Origin of the sequence: Halobellus rarus, assembly GCF_024494595.1 — an archaeon.
Taxonomy (GTDB): Archaea; Halobacteriota; Halobacteria; order Halobacteriales; family Haloferacaceae; genus Haloquadratum; species Haloquadratum rarum.
This window is the reverse complement of the sequence record NZ_JANHDI010000001.1, coordinates 319,916-337,244: the sequence shown is the minus strand read 5'-3', so window position 1 is coordinate 337,244 and position 17,329 is coordinate 319,916. Positions and strand designations below refer to the sequence as shown.

Sequence of the window (17,329 nt, the reverse complement as noted above, 5' to 3'; positions counted from 1 at the left end):
CGGAGGCCGAGGGCAAAAGCGCGCGGGCCGAAGCAGTCAGGATCGCGGTGGGCACCGAGAGCGGGCGCGCGAACAGACAGATAATTCACGGTCGACGGCACATACGGGTGTATGACCGACTACTTCGAGATCCACGGGCGCGACGGGGCCGCCCGGCTCGGGGAACTCCGCCTCTCGGACCCGCTGACGACGCCCGCGCTCGTCGACGATAGCGTCGACGACGCGGGCAGCCTCTGGACGGGAGAGCGGGAGGTCCCCAAGGGGTATCGGGAGATCCTGACGGTGCTGCCCCACCGGTCGTTCCCGGCCGGGACCGACGAGCGCGTTCAGGAGACGTTCGCGGTCGACTATCCCGACGTCGACTACCCGAGCGCGGCGGTCGTGACCGCCGAAACCGCCGCCGACTACGGCGCAGACGCCTACATCCTCTCGGACGCGCAGGGCTTCGTCGGCCACGCCTCGGCGTTCCGCGAGGAGATCATCGCCGCGAGAGAGGCGCTCCCGGCCGACACGGCGCTGTATCTCTCGGGCGTCGCGACGCCGAGAAACGCCGCGACGCTCGTCTACGCCGGGGTCGACCTCCTCGACGCGAAACGGGCTCGGGTCCGCGGCCACCAGGGGTTCTACCTCACCTCTGAGGGCGAGTACTTCCTCGAAGACTTAGACGAGCTGCCGTGTTCCTGCCCGGCGTGTCAGGGCAAGCGCCTCGACGTCGACCCGGAGAAGGCCGACTCGAACGCCGCACGCGCCGCCGCGTTCGACCGCGAGGACTGCGCCGACCACAACGAGTACGCGCTCGAGTCCGAACTGGCGACCGTCCGCCGGCGGATCCGCGACGGTCGTCTGCGCGACTACGTCGAGGGGCAGGCGCGACACGACCAGTGGCTCACCGCGGCGTTCCGGGAGTTCGACCAGCAGTACGGCTACGTCGAGGAGCGGACGCCAGTCGTCCGCGACGCCGAACTCGCCGCGGCGACGGAGGACACGCTGCGGCGCGTCGAGATCCAGCGCTTCGCCGAGCGGGTGACTGGGCGCTACCGCAACCGGTTCGAGAACCCGCTCGTGCTCGTGCCGTGCTCGGCGACGAAGCCCTACAGCGAGTCCCAGAGCCACGCGCAGTTCCACGACGCGATCCAGTACCGCGGCCACCAGGTCTCGATGACCTCGCCCATCGGCGTCGTCCCGATGGAGCTGGAGCTCACCTACCCCGCCCAGCACTACGACTCGGTCGTGACGGGACGGTGGTCCGAGGACGAGAAGGCCTTCGTCGCGGACGTGCTCCGGCGCTACCTCGAACGCAACGAGTACCCGCGGGTGATCGCGCACGTCCCCGACGGCGGGTACCGCGACATCGTCGAGCGCGTCGAGCGCGACGTCGAGCTCGACTTCGAGTACACCGTGGCCGACCACCCGACGGCGACGGAGTCGATCGCGAACCTGATGTCGACGCTCGACGGCGAGCTGAAGTACGGGAAACGCAAGCGCCAGCACAACACGATCAAGGCGCTCGCGGACTACCAGTTCGGCCCCGACGCCGGCGACGCGCTCTTCGCGGACGTCGACCTGCAGACGACGAGCCGCTACCCCAAGCTGCAAGTGAGAGACGGCGACGGCGAGGGCGACGACGGCGGCCCCGGCGAACAGCTCGCGACGATGGTCCCGCAGTACGGCGTGCTCTCCTTCACGCTCGCCGGCGCGCGCGTCTGGGCGGAGTCGGACGCGCCGACGAAGCGCGTCGAGATCGACGAGTTCGTCCCGCACGGCAGCGTGCTCGCCCCCGGCGTCGTCGACGCCGACGAGGACATCCGCGTCGGCGACGAGGTCGTCGTCGAGGGGCCGAAGGCCTTCGCCGTCGGCCGCGCGCAGATGTTCGGCTCGGAGATGGTCGGGTCGACCCGCGGCGAGGCGGTGCAGGTGCGGCACGTCGAGGAACTGTAGCCCCGTTCGACCGCGAGGCCACGGACGACGGCGGACGATTTTTGTGCTGTCGCCGATCCATCCGGGTATGTCGAGGACCGTCGCCGCCTGCCAGCTCGCGCTCGCCGACCTCGACGTCGAGGCGAACCTCTCGGCCGTCGAGTCGCGGGTCCGGGAGCTCTCCGAGGACGTCGCGGTCGCGCTGTTTCCCGAGTACGCGCTCACCGGGTTCGTCGCCGACGGGCGCGCGGCAGACGTCGCGCTCGCCCGCGATGGCCCCGAGATCGACCGCGTCGCGCGGCTCGCACGCGACTCGGGGACGGCGCTGGTCGTCGGGTTCGTCGAGCGCGCGGCCGACGGCGACGCCGAAGAGGAGACCCTCTACAACGCGACGGCCTACGTCGCCCCCGGCGGGACGCGGGCGTTCTACCGAAAGCGACACCTGTGGGAGGGCGAGCGCGAGCTACTCGAAGCAGGGACCGAACGGGTCGTCGTCGACACGCCCGTCGGGAGCGCGGGGATACTCACCTGTTACGACCTCAACTTCGTCGAAGAGAGCGCCGCGTTCACCCGCGAGGGGGTGGACGCGCTGTTCGTGGTCGGCGCGTGGCCCGGTGCCTACAGCGAGAACTGGACCCTGCTCCTCCGCGCGCGGGCGCTGGACGGCGTCCGCTGGGTCGTCGGCGCGGGGCGGACGGGGCGTCGCGATCTCCCCGGAGCCAGGTCCGTCACCTACGCCGGGCGCTCGCTCGTCGCGCGACCGGACGGCGGGGTTCACGCCGCGCTCGACCGCCGGGAGGACGACCTCGTCGCCGAACTGGATTCGGAGACCCTCGCCGCACAGCGGGACCTCGTCGGCATCTACGACGGTGAGTCTCGGACGCCGTCTCGACGGCCGGACGATGAGTGAGCCGCGACCGCCGGGACGACGGCCCGCCGACGGCGACTTTTTTACGCCGGGTCTCTTCGGTCGAGGTATGACAGACGACGCGTCGGAGACCGACCGCGAACTCTCGCTCGGCGTCCCCAGGGGCGTCCTCGAATCGCTGCCCGAAGACGGCGACAACGCCGCCGCGGATATGAAGCAGGCCGTCGCGGGGCTGGAAGGCAGCCTCGAAGACGCGATCGAATCCGCCGACTCCGAGTCGGAGGCGGCGAGTTACGCGGTCGACGTCGTCGAACACCTCGAGGACCGGATGGAGACCTACGACGGGTTCGTGCCCGAGCTCCGGGCGTGGGGGCAGTCGCCGATCTACGCCATCGCCTGGCGGAACCTCTACGCGGAGCTGATCGCACAGATCTACGAGCACGAGTGGCTCGCCGCCCACATCGACCGCGAGCGGAACTACCGCCTGGTCGAGGACGGAATCCGGTTCGGGGATCGCTGAGTCGATCCAGCGGCGAAAGAAGCGTTTTGGCGGACGGTAGTCGCGCCGCACGGGCGCGCACCTTTTTTGCCCGCTGCGCCCCAGGGTCGAGTATGTCTGTGCAACTGCGGTTCTTCGCCACCTTCCGGGAGGCGGTGGGGACGAAGACGATCACCCGCGAGTACGACGCCGAGACCGTCGGTGACGTCCTCGTCGCCCTCGAAGACGAGTTCGAGGGGCTGACCGGCGAGATTCTCGAAGATGGCGCGGTGCGACCGCAGGTGAACGTCCTCCTGAACGGCCGCGACGTCGAACACGAGCAGGGGATCGAGACCCCGATCGAACCCGACGACACGCTGAGCATCTTTCCGCCGGTCGCTGGCGGGGCACTGGGTGGGGAGTCGTGAGCGACACGTGGGTGACCAGAGAGAAGTCGTTCCGCGGGATCTCGCTCAGACTGGCCCGCCACTACCTCGAAAAGCTCGGCGGGGACGCCGTCGACGACGAGCGCGTCGAGGGCGACGGCTGGACGGTCTCGCTGTCGGCGGAGAAGGTGTCGATCGGTCCGACGCTGAAGCTCACGGAGGTGACCGTGGTCTTCGAGGGCGATCCGAACACCCTCGATGCGCTGGTCGATCGGTTCTCACAGAAGGCGATGCGCGCCGGTGGGTGACGTGAGCGACGGACGCGAGACGGTCGGCGAGAACGGGAACGAAAGCGAAACCGTCGACGAGTCGCGGGACGCTCCCGCGCTCCCGCTCGACGGCGACGTGCTCATGTACACGGGCGCGACCGCCAGCGTCGCGCCGGACCGGCTCGCGCCGTTGCTGCGTGAGGTGCAGGCGTTTCTGGGGCCGCAGTCCGAGACGTACCGCCGCGCCTACGAACGCGTCTATGCCGACGAGGAGCGCGACGTCTTTCTGGTGCCGGACGATCACTGGGACGATCTCGGTGCCGAACTCGGTCTTCCAGAGCGCGAGGTGGACGCCTCACGACGGGCGCACGCCCAGCAGCTCAGACGGATCGGCACGCGGACAGACAGGCGCGAGGAACTGGAGACCGCCCTGGAGATCCGCGAGGCGGTCGTCGTCGGGCACTGAGACCGTCGGCGAAGCGGAATACCGAGCGCGGTGGTCGCCGGCGGCCGCGACGGTTCCGAGTCCCGTGAGTCAGGGGTCCCGATCGGATTCGTCCGCCGGTCCGTAGCGCTCCTCGACCATCCGGGCGTACTGCGAGAGGAACGCCGCCTGTGATTCCAGATCCCGGTCGGTCCCGGTCTCGGAGTCACCCGTCGGCGCCCGTTCGGTCTCGACCTCCGGATCGAGCGCCGACGTCCGCTCGGCGTCGACCGCGGCGGTCTCTTCGACGTCGATCAGGAGCGCTTCGAGTTCGCCGCGCGGTTGGTGGCAGAGACCGCGGTAACACTCCTTACAGAGGTGCTCGAAGGACTTCCCGTGTCTCTCCCAGCGGTTGCCGTGCTTGTCGTACTCGCGCGCCTCCGAGCGCGGGAGCGACGTGCCGCAGGCGATGCAGACCACCGTCGTCCCGTCCCGGGTGTTCCGGGAGCGCCACATACGAGTACTCAGGCACTACCGTCACTTAGCGTTTGTCCGCGTATCCGATCGACGGGGCGTGACTGGAGGCAGGAGCCGGAGGGTCAGCCGAAGGAGGGAGCCCCGTGTCGCGCCATTTATCGGCCGGCGCGCCGTGCGGCCCGATATGGAAGTCAAATCCCGACACCACCTCCGCGCCGACGAGATCGGCGAACTGGAGGCCGCGATCGAGTCGAAGACGGGCGTCGAACTCGACGGCGACGCCTACGAGATGGTCGAACTCGCCGACGAACCGTTCGACGTGGTGCTCGTCGACGGCGAACCGGACGTCGTCCAGTACGACGACGAGGCCTTTCTCACCGTCCAGGGCGCGAACAGGCACGAGGTGACGAAGGGCGTCGTAACCGTCGACGCCGGGGCCATCTCGTTCGTCAGCGACGGCGCGGACGTGATGCGGCCGGGCATCGTCGAGGCCGACGCGGGGGTTTCGGCGGGCGACCTCGTCACGATCGCCGAGGAGACCCACGGGAAGGTGCTCGCGATCGGCCGCGCCCTCGTCGACGGCGAAGAGATGACCGGCGACTCGGGGAAGGTCGTCGAATCGGTGCACCACGTCGGTGACGACCTCTTCGAGTTCGTCGTCTGAACCGCCGAGGACCTCTGCCGAGCGCCGCGCGTCAGACGCCCGTCTGACGTAAGAACTAACGTGGTACTGCCGTTTGAGGAAGGTATGGGGATTATGAGCAAGATCATCAGCGGGGGCGGACAGCATTCGACAGACGAGTACCTCGATCTCGACGTCGAGGGCGTCGAAACCTCCCGCGGTGACGCCGGGATGAGCGTCCGGATCGCGAAGATCAGCGGCCAGCAGGACGTCGTCGCCATCAAAGACGCCGTCTACGACGGGGACCTCGTGATCGCGGACATCACGCGACACACCACGTCCGACAGCACGATGGAGCACATCATCGACGACCTGCGGCAGGTGGCCGAGGAGGTCGACGGCGACATCGCCCAGAAGGGCGACGACCAGATCATCATCGCGCCCACGGGCGTCGGCGTCGCGCGGAAGAAACTGAACTGAGCGGACCGAACTGGGCGGGCTCCATCGGACCGAACCGAACGGCCTCGGACCGAACAGGTCGGCCAAACGGTGTCGCCGCCGAAGGGGTACGAACCGCGTCGAAGGTGCCAGTGACCGTTGACCGAAGATTTATTTTCTCCTTTCGAGACGTCGACGTATGGGTGAGTCGACAGTTTCGACGTCGGAGCTCGTAGCGCGGCTGGACGCGTTGGACGCGGACGTGAGCGGTGGCGCGTCGACGTCGGCGTACGCCGACCTCCAGACGACAGTCAACCTCAATGCCGTGGCGATCGGTTTGGGACTCGAAGACGTCACATACGACCCTGAGCGGTTCCCCGGGATCGTGCACTCGCCCGATGCGTACGACGAGACCGTCGTCGTCGTGTTCGGCAACGGAACCCTGTTCGTGGACAGCGGGGCGTCGGTCGGGGTCCACGAGATTATCGACGACGTGACTGAGCAACTCGTGGAGTTGGGATTGCTCTCGGAACCGACCCCGAGTTCGGAGTTCTCGCTCACGCCGACCGAAGTTCCGGTTCCCCCGGAGTACGAAGAAACGGCAACCCGGGCGGAGACGGATGCGAAGAACGAGACTGCCGATCGCGAAGGGAGTGCAGGTGACGAGGCTGCCGCTGGTGCGGAGCGATGTGACAGCTGCGGGCACGAACTCGCAGGCAACGAGAATTTCTGTCCGGACTGTGGCGAGGAAGTCCGTCCGAGTTGCCCGGCCTGCGGCCACGAACTCGCAGGCGGCGAAAACTTCTGTCCGGAGTGCGGGACCGGTCTCGCGGCCGACTGATCCCGGTAGCCGAGGGACCACGCCGGCGGTCCCAGGAGGCGACACGCAACGGAGCAGTCGGCAATCCGCCGCCGGAACCGACGAACTTTCCTCTCCGCTCACCATAGCCGAGCGTAGATGAGCAAGGACTTCATCGAGGTTCGCGGTGCCGAAGAGCACAATCTGAAGGACCTCGACGTCCGGATTCCGCGCGAGACGTTCACCGTCGTCACCGGCCTCTCCGGGTCGGGCAAGTCGTCGCTCGCCTTCGAGACGATCTACGCCGAGGGCCAGCGGCGGTACATCGAGTCGCTGTCGGCGTACGCCCGCAACTTCCTCGGGCAGATGGACAAACCGCAGGTCGAGTCCGTCGAGGGGCTCTCGCCGGCGATCTCCATCGACCAGAAGAACGCCGCCAACAACCCCCGATCGACGGTGGGCACGGTGACTGAACTCCACGACTACCTCCGCCTGCTGTACGCTCGCGTCGGCACGCAGTACGATCCCGTCACGGGCGAAGAAGTCGGCGAGCAGTCCGCTCAAGACATGGTGAGTCAACTGCTGGAGCTCCCCGAGGGAACCCGCGCGAAGATCGCCGCGCCGGTCGCCCGCGACCAGAAAGGCGCGTTCGAGGACCTGTTCGAGGACCTCGTGAGCGAGGGGTACGCGCGGGTGGAAGTCGACGGCGAGGAGTACGATCTGACGCTCGACAAACCGGACCTGGACAAGAACTACGACCACACGATCGACGTGATCGTCGACCGCGTGAAGATCGACCTCGGGAGTCGCTCGCGGATCGCCGACTCCGTCGAGACGGCGTTGGAGAAGGCCGACGGCGTCCTGAAGGTGATCGTCCCCGACCCGCCCGAGGACGTTCCGTTCGCCTCGAACACCCGATCGACGGGCGCGCTGGCCGGCGAGGGCGACGACCGCCTCGTCGTCGAGTTCTCCGAGGAGCTGGGCAATCCGAACTCCGACTTCCAGTTCTCGGAGATCGAGACGCGCTCGTTCTCGTTCAACAGCCCGTACGGGGCCTGCCCGGAGTGTGAGGGTCTCGGGCAGACCAAGGAGGTCGACGAGGATCTCGTCGTCCGCGACCCCTCGAAGCCGATCAAACACGTCTTCGAGGCGTGGTCGTACAACCGCTCGTATTACCGAACGCGGCTCGACGCCGTCGCCGAACACTTCGGCGTGAGCGTCGACACGCCGTTCGAGGACCTCGACGACGACGTGCGGCGACAGTTCCTCTACGGCACCGACCGGGAGGTCGTCTTCGAGCGACAGACCCGAAACGGGACCCGCCGGAAGACGAAGCACTTCGAGGGCGTCATCCCGAACCTCGAACGCCGCCACGTCGAGACCGACTCCGACTCGACCAGAGAACACATCGAGGACTACATGGCCGTCACCACCTGCCCCGCCTGCGAGGGCACGCGGCTGAAGGAGCAGTCCCGACACGTCCGGGTCGCCGGCACCGCCATCACCGAGGTCAACCGGATGAGCATCGGCGACGCGCTGGGGCACTTCGAGGGCCTAGAGGACGAACTCACCGAACGCGAACGAACCATCGCCGAGGAGATCCTCAAGGAGATCCGCGCTCGTCTCGGCTTTATGGAGGAGGTCGGATTGGAGTACCTCACGCTCGATCGGGAGGCGTCGACCCTGTCAGGCGGAGAGAGCCAGCGGATCCGCCTCGCTACCCAGGTCGGCTCCGGTCTCGTGGGCGTCCTCTACGTGCTCGACGAGCCGTCGATCGGGCTGCACCAGCGCGACAACGACCGCCTGCTCGACACGCTCGAAGGCCTGCGCGACCTGGGCAACACGCTACTGGTCGTCGAGCACGACGAGGAGACGATGCGCCGGGCGGACAACGTCATCGATATGGGTCCCGGCCCGGGCAAGCGCGGCGGCGAGATCGTCGTCCAGGGCGACTTCGACGACGTCTGCGACGCCGACGGGTCGGTCACGGGCGAGTACCTCTCGGGGAGAGAGGAGATCCCCGTCCCCGAAGACCGCCGCGGCTCGGAGGCCGAACTGACGATCCGCGGGGCGCGCCAGCACAACCTCAAGGACGTCGACGTGTCGATCCCGATCGGGCAGTTCACCGCCATCACCGGCGTCTCCGGATCGGGAAAGTCGACGCTGATGCACGAGATCCTCTACAAGGGCCTGGCCCGCGAGATGAACGACAACACCTCGGTCGACCCCGGAGACCACGACGCGATCGAGGGGATCGAGGCGGTCGAGACCGTGCGGCTGATCGACCAGTCGCCGATCGGCCGGACGCCCAGGTCGAACCCCGCGACGTACACGGGCGTGTTCGACCACATCCGGAAGCTGTTCGCGGAGACGAAGCTCTCGAAGCAGCGCGGCTACGAGAAGGGTCGGTTCTCGTTCAACGTGAAGGGCGGCCGATGTGAGGCCTGCGGCGGCCAGGGCACGGTGAAGATCGAGATGAACTTTCTATCCGATGTCTACGTCCCCTGCGAGGAGTGCGACGGCGCGCGCTACAACGACGAGACGCTCGACGTGGAGTACAAAGGGAAGACGATCGCGGACGTCCTCGATATGGAGGTCTCCGAAGCCCTGGAGTTCTTCGAGGCCAACTCCCAGCTCCGCCGTCGCCTCCAGCTGCTGGAGGACGTCGGCCTCGGCTACATGACGCTCGGCCAACCGTCGACGACGCTCTCGGGAGGAGAGGCCCAGCGCGTCAAGCTCGCCGAGGAGCTCGGGAAGAAGCAGACCGGCGACACGCTCTACCTGCTGGACGAGCCGACGACCGGTCTCCACAAGGAGGACGAGCGGAAGCTGATCGAGGTGCTCCAGCGGCTCACCGACAACGGCAATACCGTCGTCGTCGTCGAGCACGAGCTCGACCTCGTGAAGAACGCCGACAACATCGTCGACCTCGGCCCCGAGGGCGGCGAGGGCGGCGGCGAGATCGTCGCCAGCGGTACGCCCGAGGCGGTCGCGCGCACGGAGGAGTCCCACACCGGGCGCTACCTCCGCGACCTCCTGCCCGCAGTCGACGTCGAGGGACCGAGATCGGACCGGCGCAAGCCCGCGAAGCCCGCGGACGACGACTGAAATCCTGTCGGACGTCGACCGGACACCCAACGGTCGACGAAGTGCACGGAGCCGACGCGTCGCTGTCGGCCGTACAGTCACAGCGGTGGCGAACAGTCGGCACCCGCTCGCAACGACCGCGGCCGCGGCCTCGCCGTCCCCGCACGGCGGCCGACAGCCGACTCGTCGCTCTCGCCCCCGCGCCGACGTGCCGAACAACCGCTGCCCGACGCGGGGCTGGCTTCAGATCACGGCGCGTCTGGTTCCGGCTTGGTATATGAATTCGCGCACCGACCCGCCGCGGTGGCGTGCATCCCAGTCTGGCGCTCGGGAGCGGAATCCGCCGGCGAGGCCAAGTGACTGGATCGCGTACGGCAGCGTATGACAATCTGCTACGCCGCCTCGGGCGCGGGCGTCCTCGTCGTCCGCGACGTCGCTGCCGAGAGCGACCGTCACGAGACGTCGAGCGACGGTCCCGCGGCCGCCGGACCGACCGCCGAGCACACCTTCGAGCGCGACGACATCGAGTGTCTCGACGCGTCGAGCGAGGCCCCCGAGCGCGTCTTCTGCGGGACGTTCGACGCCGGCCTCCACCGCTCGGCCGACGGCGGGCGGACCTGGGAGCGAGTCGGTGAGAGCGCGCTCGCGACATCGGTGACGAGCGTGACCGTCTCGCCGCGAGACCCCCGCGTCGTCTACGCCGGAACCGAACCGAGCGCCGTCTATCGCTCCGCCGACGGCGGGGACACGTGGGAGGAACTCGCCGAACTCACCGACCTGCCCTCCGCGCCGACGTGGGCGTTCCCGCCGCGCCCCGACACGCACCACGTCCGCTGGATCGAGGTCGATCCCGGCGATCCGGCGCATCTCTACGTCGCCGTCGAGGCCGGCGCGCTGGTCCAGACGCACGACGGCGGCGAGACGTGGGAGGAGCGCGCGCCATCGACCCGCCGCGACACGCACACGATGGCGATTCACCCCGACGCGCCCGGGATCGTGAGAGCGGCCGCGGGCGACGGCTACGCCGAGAGCCGCGACGGCGGCGAGTCGTGGTCGTTCCCGCAGGAGGGACTAAAACACCGATACTGCTGGAGCGTCGCGGTCGATCCCGGCGATCCCGGGCGCGTCCTCCTCGCGGCGGCGGCGGGAGCGCGCCGGGCGCATACCCCCGATTCGGCGGCGTCGTATCTGTACCGCCGGGAGGACGGTGCCGGCGACACGTCCGATCCGTCGGACGCCGGTGACACCGCGGCCGACTCGCCGGACGCCGGCCCAACGTCGACTGACGACGCGTGGGAACGCCTCGACGAGTCGGGCGTTCCGACCGGTGAGGGACTCCTCCGGCCGGTGCTCGCTCCGGGCGTCGCCAGCGGCGAACTGTTCGCGTTCACGGACCGCGGCCTGTTCCGGACCGGGGACGGCGGCGATAGCTTCGCACGCGTCGACGTCGAGTGGCCCGAAGCGTTCCGAGACACGACCGCGAGCGGCCTCGCAGTCGTCGAGACCGAATGAGGGACCGCGACAGACCACTCCCGACCGAGAAGGTATATGCCAACGGGTCCGGTACGGGAGAGTGATGTACGATTTCGCGGTCGTCGGCGTCGGCCCCGCCGGCGCGCGCTTCGCCCGGCGCGCGGCCGAATCGGGGTACGACGTCGTCGCCTTCGAGCAGGGAACCGTCGGGACGCCGCTCGCGTGCTCGGGGCACGTCAGCACCGACATCTGGGAGTACGTCCCCGGCGACGCGAAGACGGAACTCCTCCAGAACCGCGTCTACGGGGCGCGCTTCCACGTCGGCGGCCCCGACTCCGCGGCCTACCCCTTCTACAAGCGCGAGGAGATCTCGAACGTGATCGACCGGGTCGAACTCGATCGCACGCTCGCGTCGTGTGCGCGCGAGGCGGGTGCCGACGTCCGCGAGGAGCACACCGTCGTCGACGTCGACGAGCGCCACGACGGCGTCGAACTCACCGTCTCGAACGCGGGCGGGACGGAGACCGTCCGCGCGAAGATGGTCGCGGGGTGTGACGGTCCCACCTCGCGGGTGCGGCGGCAGTGCGGGCTTCCCGAACCCGCGGAGATCCTCCACGGCGTCCTCGCGTTCGACCCCGACCCCGACGACGGCGACTTCGTCGACGTCCACCTCACCGCCCCGCGCTTTTTCGCCTGGCGCATCCCCCGCGGCGATGCCGGCGTCGAGTACGGCCTCGCGGCGCCCCCGGGTCGCTCGGTCAACGACCTGTTCGACCGCCTCACCGACGCCTACGGCGTCGAGACCGAACACTTCTGTTCGGGGGCGATTCCGATCGGGCCGCCCGAGCGGGTGCACGGCCGACGCGTCTTCCTGCTCGGCGACGCCGCCGCGCAGACGAAGCCGTTCACCGGCGGCGGCATCCTCTACGGGATGACCGCCGCGGACTGCGCCGCGAGAACCGTCGACCCCGACGATCCGGGGACGCTCAGGGAGTACGAGTCGGCGTGGCGCTCGGAACTGTCTCGGGAGATCGCGCTCGGTCACTGGCTCCGTCGAGCGTACTCGCTGCCGGGGCCCGTGCAGCGGCTCGGCCTCCGAGCGCTCTCGGGCGAGATCGGCGTCCATATGGACCGACCCACGTCGTTCTTCTCGCGGGAGCATCTGGCGAAGCTGGTGGGTCGGTAGCGGCTGCGGTCCGAAGTCGTCGCGGCCGACGTCGGACTCGTCGTCAGTCGTCGATGCCGGGGTCGTCGTCAGCGGTCGACGTTGGACTCGTCGGCGGCGGTCGAAAAGTACAGTTCGACTGTCGTCCCGTCCTCGTCGGAATACTCGATCCGCCCGCCGATCCGCTCGACCGTCCAGCGGACGAGCCAGAGGCCGACGCCGCCGGCGTGAGACGTCGGGCGTTCCTCGGCGTCGCCGAAGACGGTGTGCTCCTGTTCGGGTATTCCCTCCCCTCGGTCGGTGACCGAGAGACGCGTCTCGTCGGGACCGGGGTCGATCCGAACGATCACCGGCGGTTCACCGTGTTCGACCGCGTTCTCGACGGTTTCGACGACGGCCAGGGGGACACCCTGGTCCCCCCGGATCGGCGCCTCGTTCGGAAGCGACGTGTGGACGGGGACGTCCGGATAGCCCGAGCGGATCTCCTCGATGGCGTCGAACACGTCGACGACGAGATCACGGGTCTCCGTCGCCGACTCGTCGCTCACGACGTCCCGGAAGTGGCGTGCGGTCTCGCTCTGCCCGAGCAGGTCCTCGCCCGCGTCCAGGATTCGTTCGGCGGCGGTTCGGACTGCAGGATCGTCGTGTTCGATCAACTGCTCGGCGTACCCGGTGACGACGTTCATCCGGTTGCGGACGTTGTGTCGAAGCACCCGATCGAGCACCGAGAGTCGCCGCCGGTTTCTGACCCACTCGGTGACGTCGCGCTGGAAGCCCAGGAAGTTGGTCACGGTTCCCGACGCGTCGGTGACAGGCATCACGTCGAGCGCGTTGTAGAAGGGCTCCCCGTCCCTGCGGTGATTCACGAGGATCTCGCTGACCGGCTCCTCGGCATCGATCGCCCGGCGCAGTCGAGCGACGCTCGCCTCGTCGGTCCGCTCGCCCTGCAGGAACCGGCAGTTGCGCCCGAGCGCCTCCTGGCGGTCGTAGCCGGTGATCTCACCGAACTTCTCGTTGACGTAGATGATCGGGTTATCCGGGAGCCCCGGATCGGTGATCGTGACCCCGATCGCCGCCTCGTCCATCGCCCGGCGGTACAGTTCGAGGCGGCGCTCGCGCTCGATCCGTTCGGTCGCGTCCTGGACGAGAACGAGCAGTTCGTCGCCCTCGCCGGTACGGACGGCAGCCACCTCACAGATCGCGGTCCGGTCGCCGACCTCGAAGTTGACCGTTCGGAACAGCGGTCCGTCGACGGCGACTTCCGCGGGTGCGTTTTCCAAGAGCCGGCGAAGCGGCGCGCGGTCCGCAGCCGCGACGAAGCGCTCCAGAGGGACGCCCGAGAGCGACGCGGACTCCCGCTGAAAAAACTGTTCGGCCGCCCGATTCGTCGATTCGATCTCACCGTCTTCGACCAGCAGTTTCGCGTTCGGAGCCAACTCGAACAGCCGCCGATACCGTTCTTCGGCATCCCAGAGTTCCTCCGAGAGGTGCCGACGACGTGCGAGGGTGTCGATCCTGAACTGGAGTCGATCGGGATTTATCGGCGCCGTCACCACGTCGTCGATCAGGCTTCGGAGCGAGGGACCGAGCCCCTCCAGGCTCCGGCCGCGCTCTTCGACGAGCAGGCAGGGGAGGAAGGTTCGCTCGCCCCGCTGCGATCGCCGGATTGCCTCGGCGGACCGCTGCAGACCGGAACGGTCGACGAGACAGACGTCGAAGGCCGGCAGCCGCTCGACGTCCTCCTCGGGAGGTGAGACGAGGCTGTACGCCGACGCGTTCCGGATCCAGTCGACGAGCACGCGGCGGTTCCCGGGGCTCGAGACGAGGGCGAGGACACGCGTCTTGGGGGTCGTCTGTGTCTCGCCCGTCATTCGGGGGGTCCAGATCGACCGGCCCCGTCCGCGGCGTCGGGACCGTCGACCCAGTCGGTCCCCTCGCCCGCGTCGGCCGCGCGGTCCGAAGACCCGTCGGTATCGCCCGCAGCGTGCGGCCCGAACGGACTGTCGCCGCCCCACTCCGGCGTTCCCGTGAGGATCCCGCGAAGCCCGGTCAACGGTTCGCCGACGTGGACGCCGTCGGCCCGGATCTCGAACTCTCTGAGCGTCCGCTCGAAGTCGCCGGTCCGCTTCTTCAACACGCCGATCGCCTTGCGTAGTTCCCCGTAGGCTTCGAGATATCGGAGGAACAGGAGGTTGTCCGCCAGATAGCTGATGTTCGAGCTCGTCGGCTCGAAGTCGCCCGTGACGGAGTCGAGGTCGTCGACGAAGATCGCGCTCACGCCCATCCGCTTGAGGTACCGCCCGAGCGCGTGGAGTTCTCGGATCAGTTCCGATTCGTCGCCGCGGATCGACAGCCGGTAGCCGGAGATACCGTCGATCACGACGAACTCGGCGTCGCGTTCCTCCACCTCGGTTCGAACGCGCTTTGCGAACTCGTCCGGGGAGATCGACAGCGATTCGATCTCCTCGATGGCGAGCGATCCGTCGGCCTCTAAGTCTCCGATCGGGATGCCGACGCCCTCCGAGCGGCGGACGAAGGTGTCCCGCGTCTCCTCGAAGAGGTAGAAGACGGCGCGTTCGCCGCGCGCGGCCGCTGCACTCGCGAACTGCGTCGCCGTCGTCGACTTCCCGACACCGCTGGGCCCGCTCACGACCGTCACCGTGCTGCCTTCGATACCGCCGTGAAGTAGCTCGTCGAGTTCGTCGACGCCGGCGGAGACAGTTCGCGACTCCCGGTCCCGGCCGTAGGCGTCGGGAGAGAGCTTCGTGAACACCGACATCCCCCCGTCCGTGATCCGAACCGTGTGCGCGCCCGAGATGAAGTCAGAACCGCGAAGCTTCGTCACTTCGATCGTCCGTCCCTTGGATGCGTGTGCGAGTTTGATGCTCCCGTCGCAGAGGTACTCCAGCGTCGCGCGCTCGCCCTCGACGGCCGCCTGAGCGCTGAACAGGACGGTCGCGCCTGCGTCGGTGAGGTACTGGACGAACCCGGCGACCTCCTGGCGGTACTGGTACTCGTCGGGCGCGAGATACTGCAGGTGCGTCAGCGGATCGACGAACACTCGGTCGGGGTCCGTCTCCTCGACCGCCTCGACGATCCGCGAAGTGATCCCCGAGCCCTCGACGACGTCCGGTTCGAACACGTCGTACGACTGGTCGGCGACGAAGCGGTCCGCGTCGGGTGACAGGTCGAGGAACGTGACGTCGGACGTGTCGAATCCCAGGTGCTCCGCGTCGACGGCGAGGTCCACTGGGTCCTCCTCGAAGGCGACGAAGAGGGCGTTCTCCCCCGCGTCGATTCCCGCGGTCAGAAAGTGGAGTCCCGCGATCGTCTTCCCCGTCCCGGCGCCGCCGGTGATCATGTACGCCCGTTCCCGGAGGAACCCGCCGTCGAGGATCTCGTCGAGTCCGGTAATCCCGGTCGAGAGACGATCGCGCTCGTGCATAGTACGGTCGGAGAACCCGGGACTATTGATTGTTGGGATGAGTAGTACTCTCTTTGATACTTCCGGGACTTCAGGCGTCGGGATTCCGGGACTTCAGGCGTCGGGATAGACGGGGAGACGGTTGGACGTCGCACTCCCATCGACGAACGGTAACGGTGTGAGAGTCGCGCCGGTCTCACCGCCCTCGGTCTGGACCGCGAGCGACGCGGCGTCCGTCTCCGAGCGGGCCTGCACCACCGTCTCGTAGTCGACGAAACCGAGTCCGATCGACGCGCCCAGCGCGGGGCTCTCGACGGCCCGGGTGATCTCGCCGACGGTATCGGCGGTACCGCCCCCGTTGCCTCGTACGACGATCGACGCGCCGGCGTCCGGCAGCGTGTCGCCGTCGGTCCCCTCGTCGAGTCGGAGGCCGATCAGTCGCTGACTCGGACGACCGCGGTTCTCGACCTTCGAGACGACCTCCTGGCCGACGTAACAGCCCTTCTCGAAGTCGAGCGCGTTGCGGAGGCCGACCACGTTCGGGATTCGGCCGTCGAGTTCGGTGTCGAAGAGCGGCGTTCCGGCCTCAGTCGTGAGGATGTCCCAGGTCCGGTACCCGAAGGGGACGGCGTTCATCCCGAACGTCAGGAGCGTCTCGAAGACGCGCCCGGCGGCGTCGGCGGCGCAGACGATCTCGTAGCCCTCCTCGCCCGCGAGTCCGTCGCCGGCGATCACGGTGACGCCCTCGCCACCCATCGATCCGCGCACGAAGGTGAGTTCGGGCTCGGGCGCGCCCGCCCCGTTGAGCACGCTCGCGACTTTTTCCGTCGAGGTCGATCCGTGCACGCCGAAGATCGCGAAGTCGGTCGAGGCCTCGCGGATCGCCACGTCCTGGATGAAGACCTTCTCGGACCACTCCTCGGCCAGCGGCTTCGCGCGCGCCGGCGGGGTGAAACACAGCAGCCGTTCCCCAGCGTTGTAAACGTACAGATCCGTCTCGATGCGCCCCTGCGGGTCGAGAAGCAGCGCGTAGACGCCCTCGCCGTCGGTTCTGGGAACCCGGTTCGACACCGTGTCGTCGACGAACTCGATCCGATCCTCCCCCTCGACGACGACGACGCCGTAGCCCATCTCGATCACGCCGGCGCCGTTGCGGACGGCCAGCGTCGTCCGCTCCGGACGGCCGTAGTCGGTGACGATCCGGCGACCGCCGCGCTCCTCGAACGTCGCACCGTGGTCCTCGTGCATCTCCGTGACGACCGTCATTGACAGATCGTGTGCGCTCTACGGGGAAAACCGCAGCGTCCCGCCGGTCGCCCCCGTCCGAGCGGTGAAGTCCGCACCCTCGGCGGACGTTTATATACGATGCCGGGACCAGATGCCCCCGTGATGTGAACGTGACCCCCCGTCGGGGCGCGGGTGCCCGGCACGTCGGCGCGGGAGCGCGCGGACGTCGTTCGGCGTGGGCGACGCCCGTTCCCGCGGGTGCCGGCTGTTCGCCA

General features: G+C 68.4%; 16 protein-coding genes. 12 read left to right on the top strand and 4 right to left on the bottom strand.

Features of this window, described 5'->3' with window-relative positions; genetic code table 11:
• Positions 1 to 111 precede the first annotated feature (111 nt).
• From arcS to NO876_RS01735, 6 genes are all read left to right on the top strand, one after another.
• Complete coding sequence (gene arcS / locus NO876_RS01760) at positions 112 to 1,938, top strand: archaeosine synthase subunit alpha (RefSeq protein ID WP_256419950.1); 1,827 nt, start codon at positions 112 to 114, stop codon at positions 1,936 to 1,938.
• A 67-nt stretch (positions 1,939 to 2,005) separates the two neighbouring features.
• Positions 2,006 to 2,827 carry a carbon-nitrogen hydrolase family protein gene (locus NO876_RS01755; protein ID WP_256419949.1) on the top strand — a complete coding sequence of 274 codons (822 nt, stop codon included), beginning with the start codon at positions 2,006 to 2,008 and terminating at the stop codon, positions 2,825 to 2,827.
• Between the two features lie 67 nt (positions 2,828 to 2,894).
• Positions 2,895 to 3,305 (top strand): DUF7971 family protein, encoded by a 411-nt coding sequence (locus tag NO876_RS01750; protein WP_256419948.1) that lies wholly within the window; start codon positions 2,895 to 2,897, stop codon positions 3,303 to 3,305.
• Positions 3,306 to 3,397: 92 nt separating this feature from the next.
• Positions 3,398 to 3,691, top strand: a complete 294-nt coding sequence (locus tag NO876_RS01745) for a ubiquitin-like small modifier protein 1 (RefSeq protein ID WP_256419947.1) — start codon at positions 3,398 to 3,400, stop codon at positions 3,689 to 3,691.
• The gene (locus NO876_RS01740; RefSeq protein WP_256419946.1) at positions 3,688 to 3,957 is read left to right on the top strand and encodes a MoaD-like domain-containing protein; all 270 of its coding nucleotides are present in this window, start codon (positions 3,688 to 3,690) and stop codon (positions 3,955 to 3,957) included. The genes NO876_RS01745 and NO876_RS01740 overlap by 4 nt, the downstream gene beginning before the upstream one ends.
• A gap of 1 nt (position 3,958) precedes the next feature.
• The gene (locus NO876_RS01735; protein ID WP_256419945.1) at positions 3,959 to 4,384 is read left to right on the top strand and encodes a DUF8048 family protein; all 426 of its coding nucleotides are present in this window, start codon (positions 3,959 to 3,961) and stop codon (positions 4,382 to 4,384) included.
• Between the two features lie 69 nt (positions 4,385 to 4,453).
• On the opposite strand, the gene NO876_RS17990 is transcribed toward NO876_RS01735, so the two are convergent.
• Positions 4,454 to 4,858, bottom strand: a complete 405-nt coding sequence (locus tag NO876_RS17990) for a DUF7562 family protein (protein WP_345780723.1) — start codon at positions 4,856 to 4,858, stop codon at positions 4,454 to 4,456.
• Positions 4,859 to 5,003: 145 nt separating this feature from the next.
• Between NO876_RS17990 and NO876_RS01725 the strand changes: the two genes are divergently transcribed.
• From NO876_RS01725 to NO876_RS01700, 6 genes are all read left to right on the top strand, one after another.
• Positions 5,004 to 5,483 carry an RNA-binding protein gene (locus NO876_RS01725; RefSeq protein WP_256419944.1) on the top strand — a complete coding sequence of 160 codons (480 nt, stop codon included), beginning with the start codon at positions 5,004 to 5,006 and terminating at the stop codon, positions 5,481 to 5,483.
• An 84-nt stretch (positions 5,484 to 5,567) separates the two neighbouring features.
• Positions 5,568 to 5,921: a cell division protein SepF gene (locus tag NO876_RS01720; protein WP_256419943.1), complete on the top strand. Its 354-nt coding sequence runs from the start codon at positions 5,568 to 5,570 to the stop codon at positions 5,919 to 5,921.
• A 157-nt stretch (positions 5,922 to 6,078) separates the two neighbouring features.
• Complete coding sequence (locus tag NO876_RS01715; protein WP_256419942.1) at positions 6,079 to 6,720, top strand: zinc-ribbon domain-containing protein; 642 nt, start codon at positions 6,079 to 6,081, stop codon at positions 6,718 to 6,720.
• A 117-nt stretch (positions 6,721 to 6,837) separates the two neighbouring features.
• The gene (gene uvrA, locus NO876_RS01710) at positions 6,838 to 9,786 is read left to right on the top strand and encodes an excinuclease ABC subunit UvrA (protein WP_256419941.1); all 2,949 of its coding nucleotides are present in this window, start codon (positions 6,838 to 6,840) and stop codon (positions 9,784 to 9,786) included.
• 360 nt (positions 9,787 to 10,146) lie between these two features.
• On the top strand, positions 10,147 to 11,277 hold the full coding sequence (locus NO876_RS01705; RefSeq protein ID WP_256419940.1) for a WD40/YVTN/BNR-like repeat-containing protein: 1,131 nt from the start codon (positions 10,147 to 10,149) through the stop codon (positions 11,275 to 11,277).
• Between the two features lie 64 nt (positions 11,278 to 11,341).
• A complete protein-coding gene (locus NO876_RS01700; protein ID WP_256419939.1) occupies positions 11,342 to 12,424 on the top strand; it encodes a geranylgeranyl reductase family protein in 1,083 nt (360 codons plus the stop codon).
• A gap of 68 nt (positions 12,425 to 12,492) precedes the next feature.
• Here NO876_RS01700 and NO876_RS01695 read toward each other — a convergent pair whose 3' ends face one another.
• The 3 genes from NO876_RS01695 to ygfZ all read right to left on the bottom strand — a co-directional run bounded on the left by NO876_RS01695 (position 12,493) and on the right by ygfZ (position 17,093).
• Positions 12,493 to 14,274, bottom strand: a complete 1,782-nt coding sequence (locus NO876_RS01695; protein ID WP_256419938.1) for a PAS domain-containing protein — start codon at positions 14,272 to 14,274, stop codon at positions 12,493 to 12,495.
• A complete protein-coding gene (locus tag NO876_RS01690) occupies positions 14,271 to 15,848 on the bottom strand; it encodes an ATPase domain-containing protein (RefSeq protein WP_256419937.1) in 1,578 nt (525 codons plus the stop codon). The genes NO876_RS01695 and NO876_RS01690 overlap by 4 nt, the downstream gene beginning before the upstream one ends.
• A gap of 93 nt (positions 15,849 to 15,941) precedes the next feature.
• Positions 15,942 to 17,093: a CAF17-like 4Fe-4S cluster assembly/insertion protein YgfZ gene (gene ygfZ, locus NO876_RS01685; protein WP_256419936.1), complete on the bottom strand. Its 1,152-nt coding sequence runs from the start codon at positions 17,091 to 17,093 to the stop codon at positions 15,942 to 15,944.
• Positions 17,094 to 17,329 lie beyond the last annotated feature (236 nt).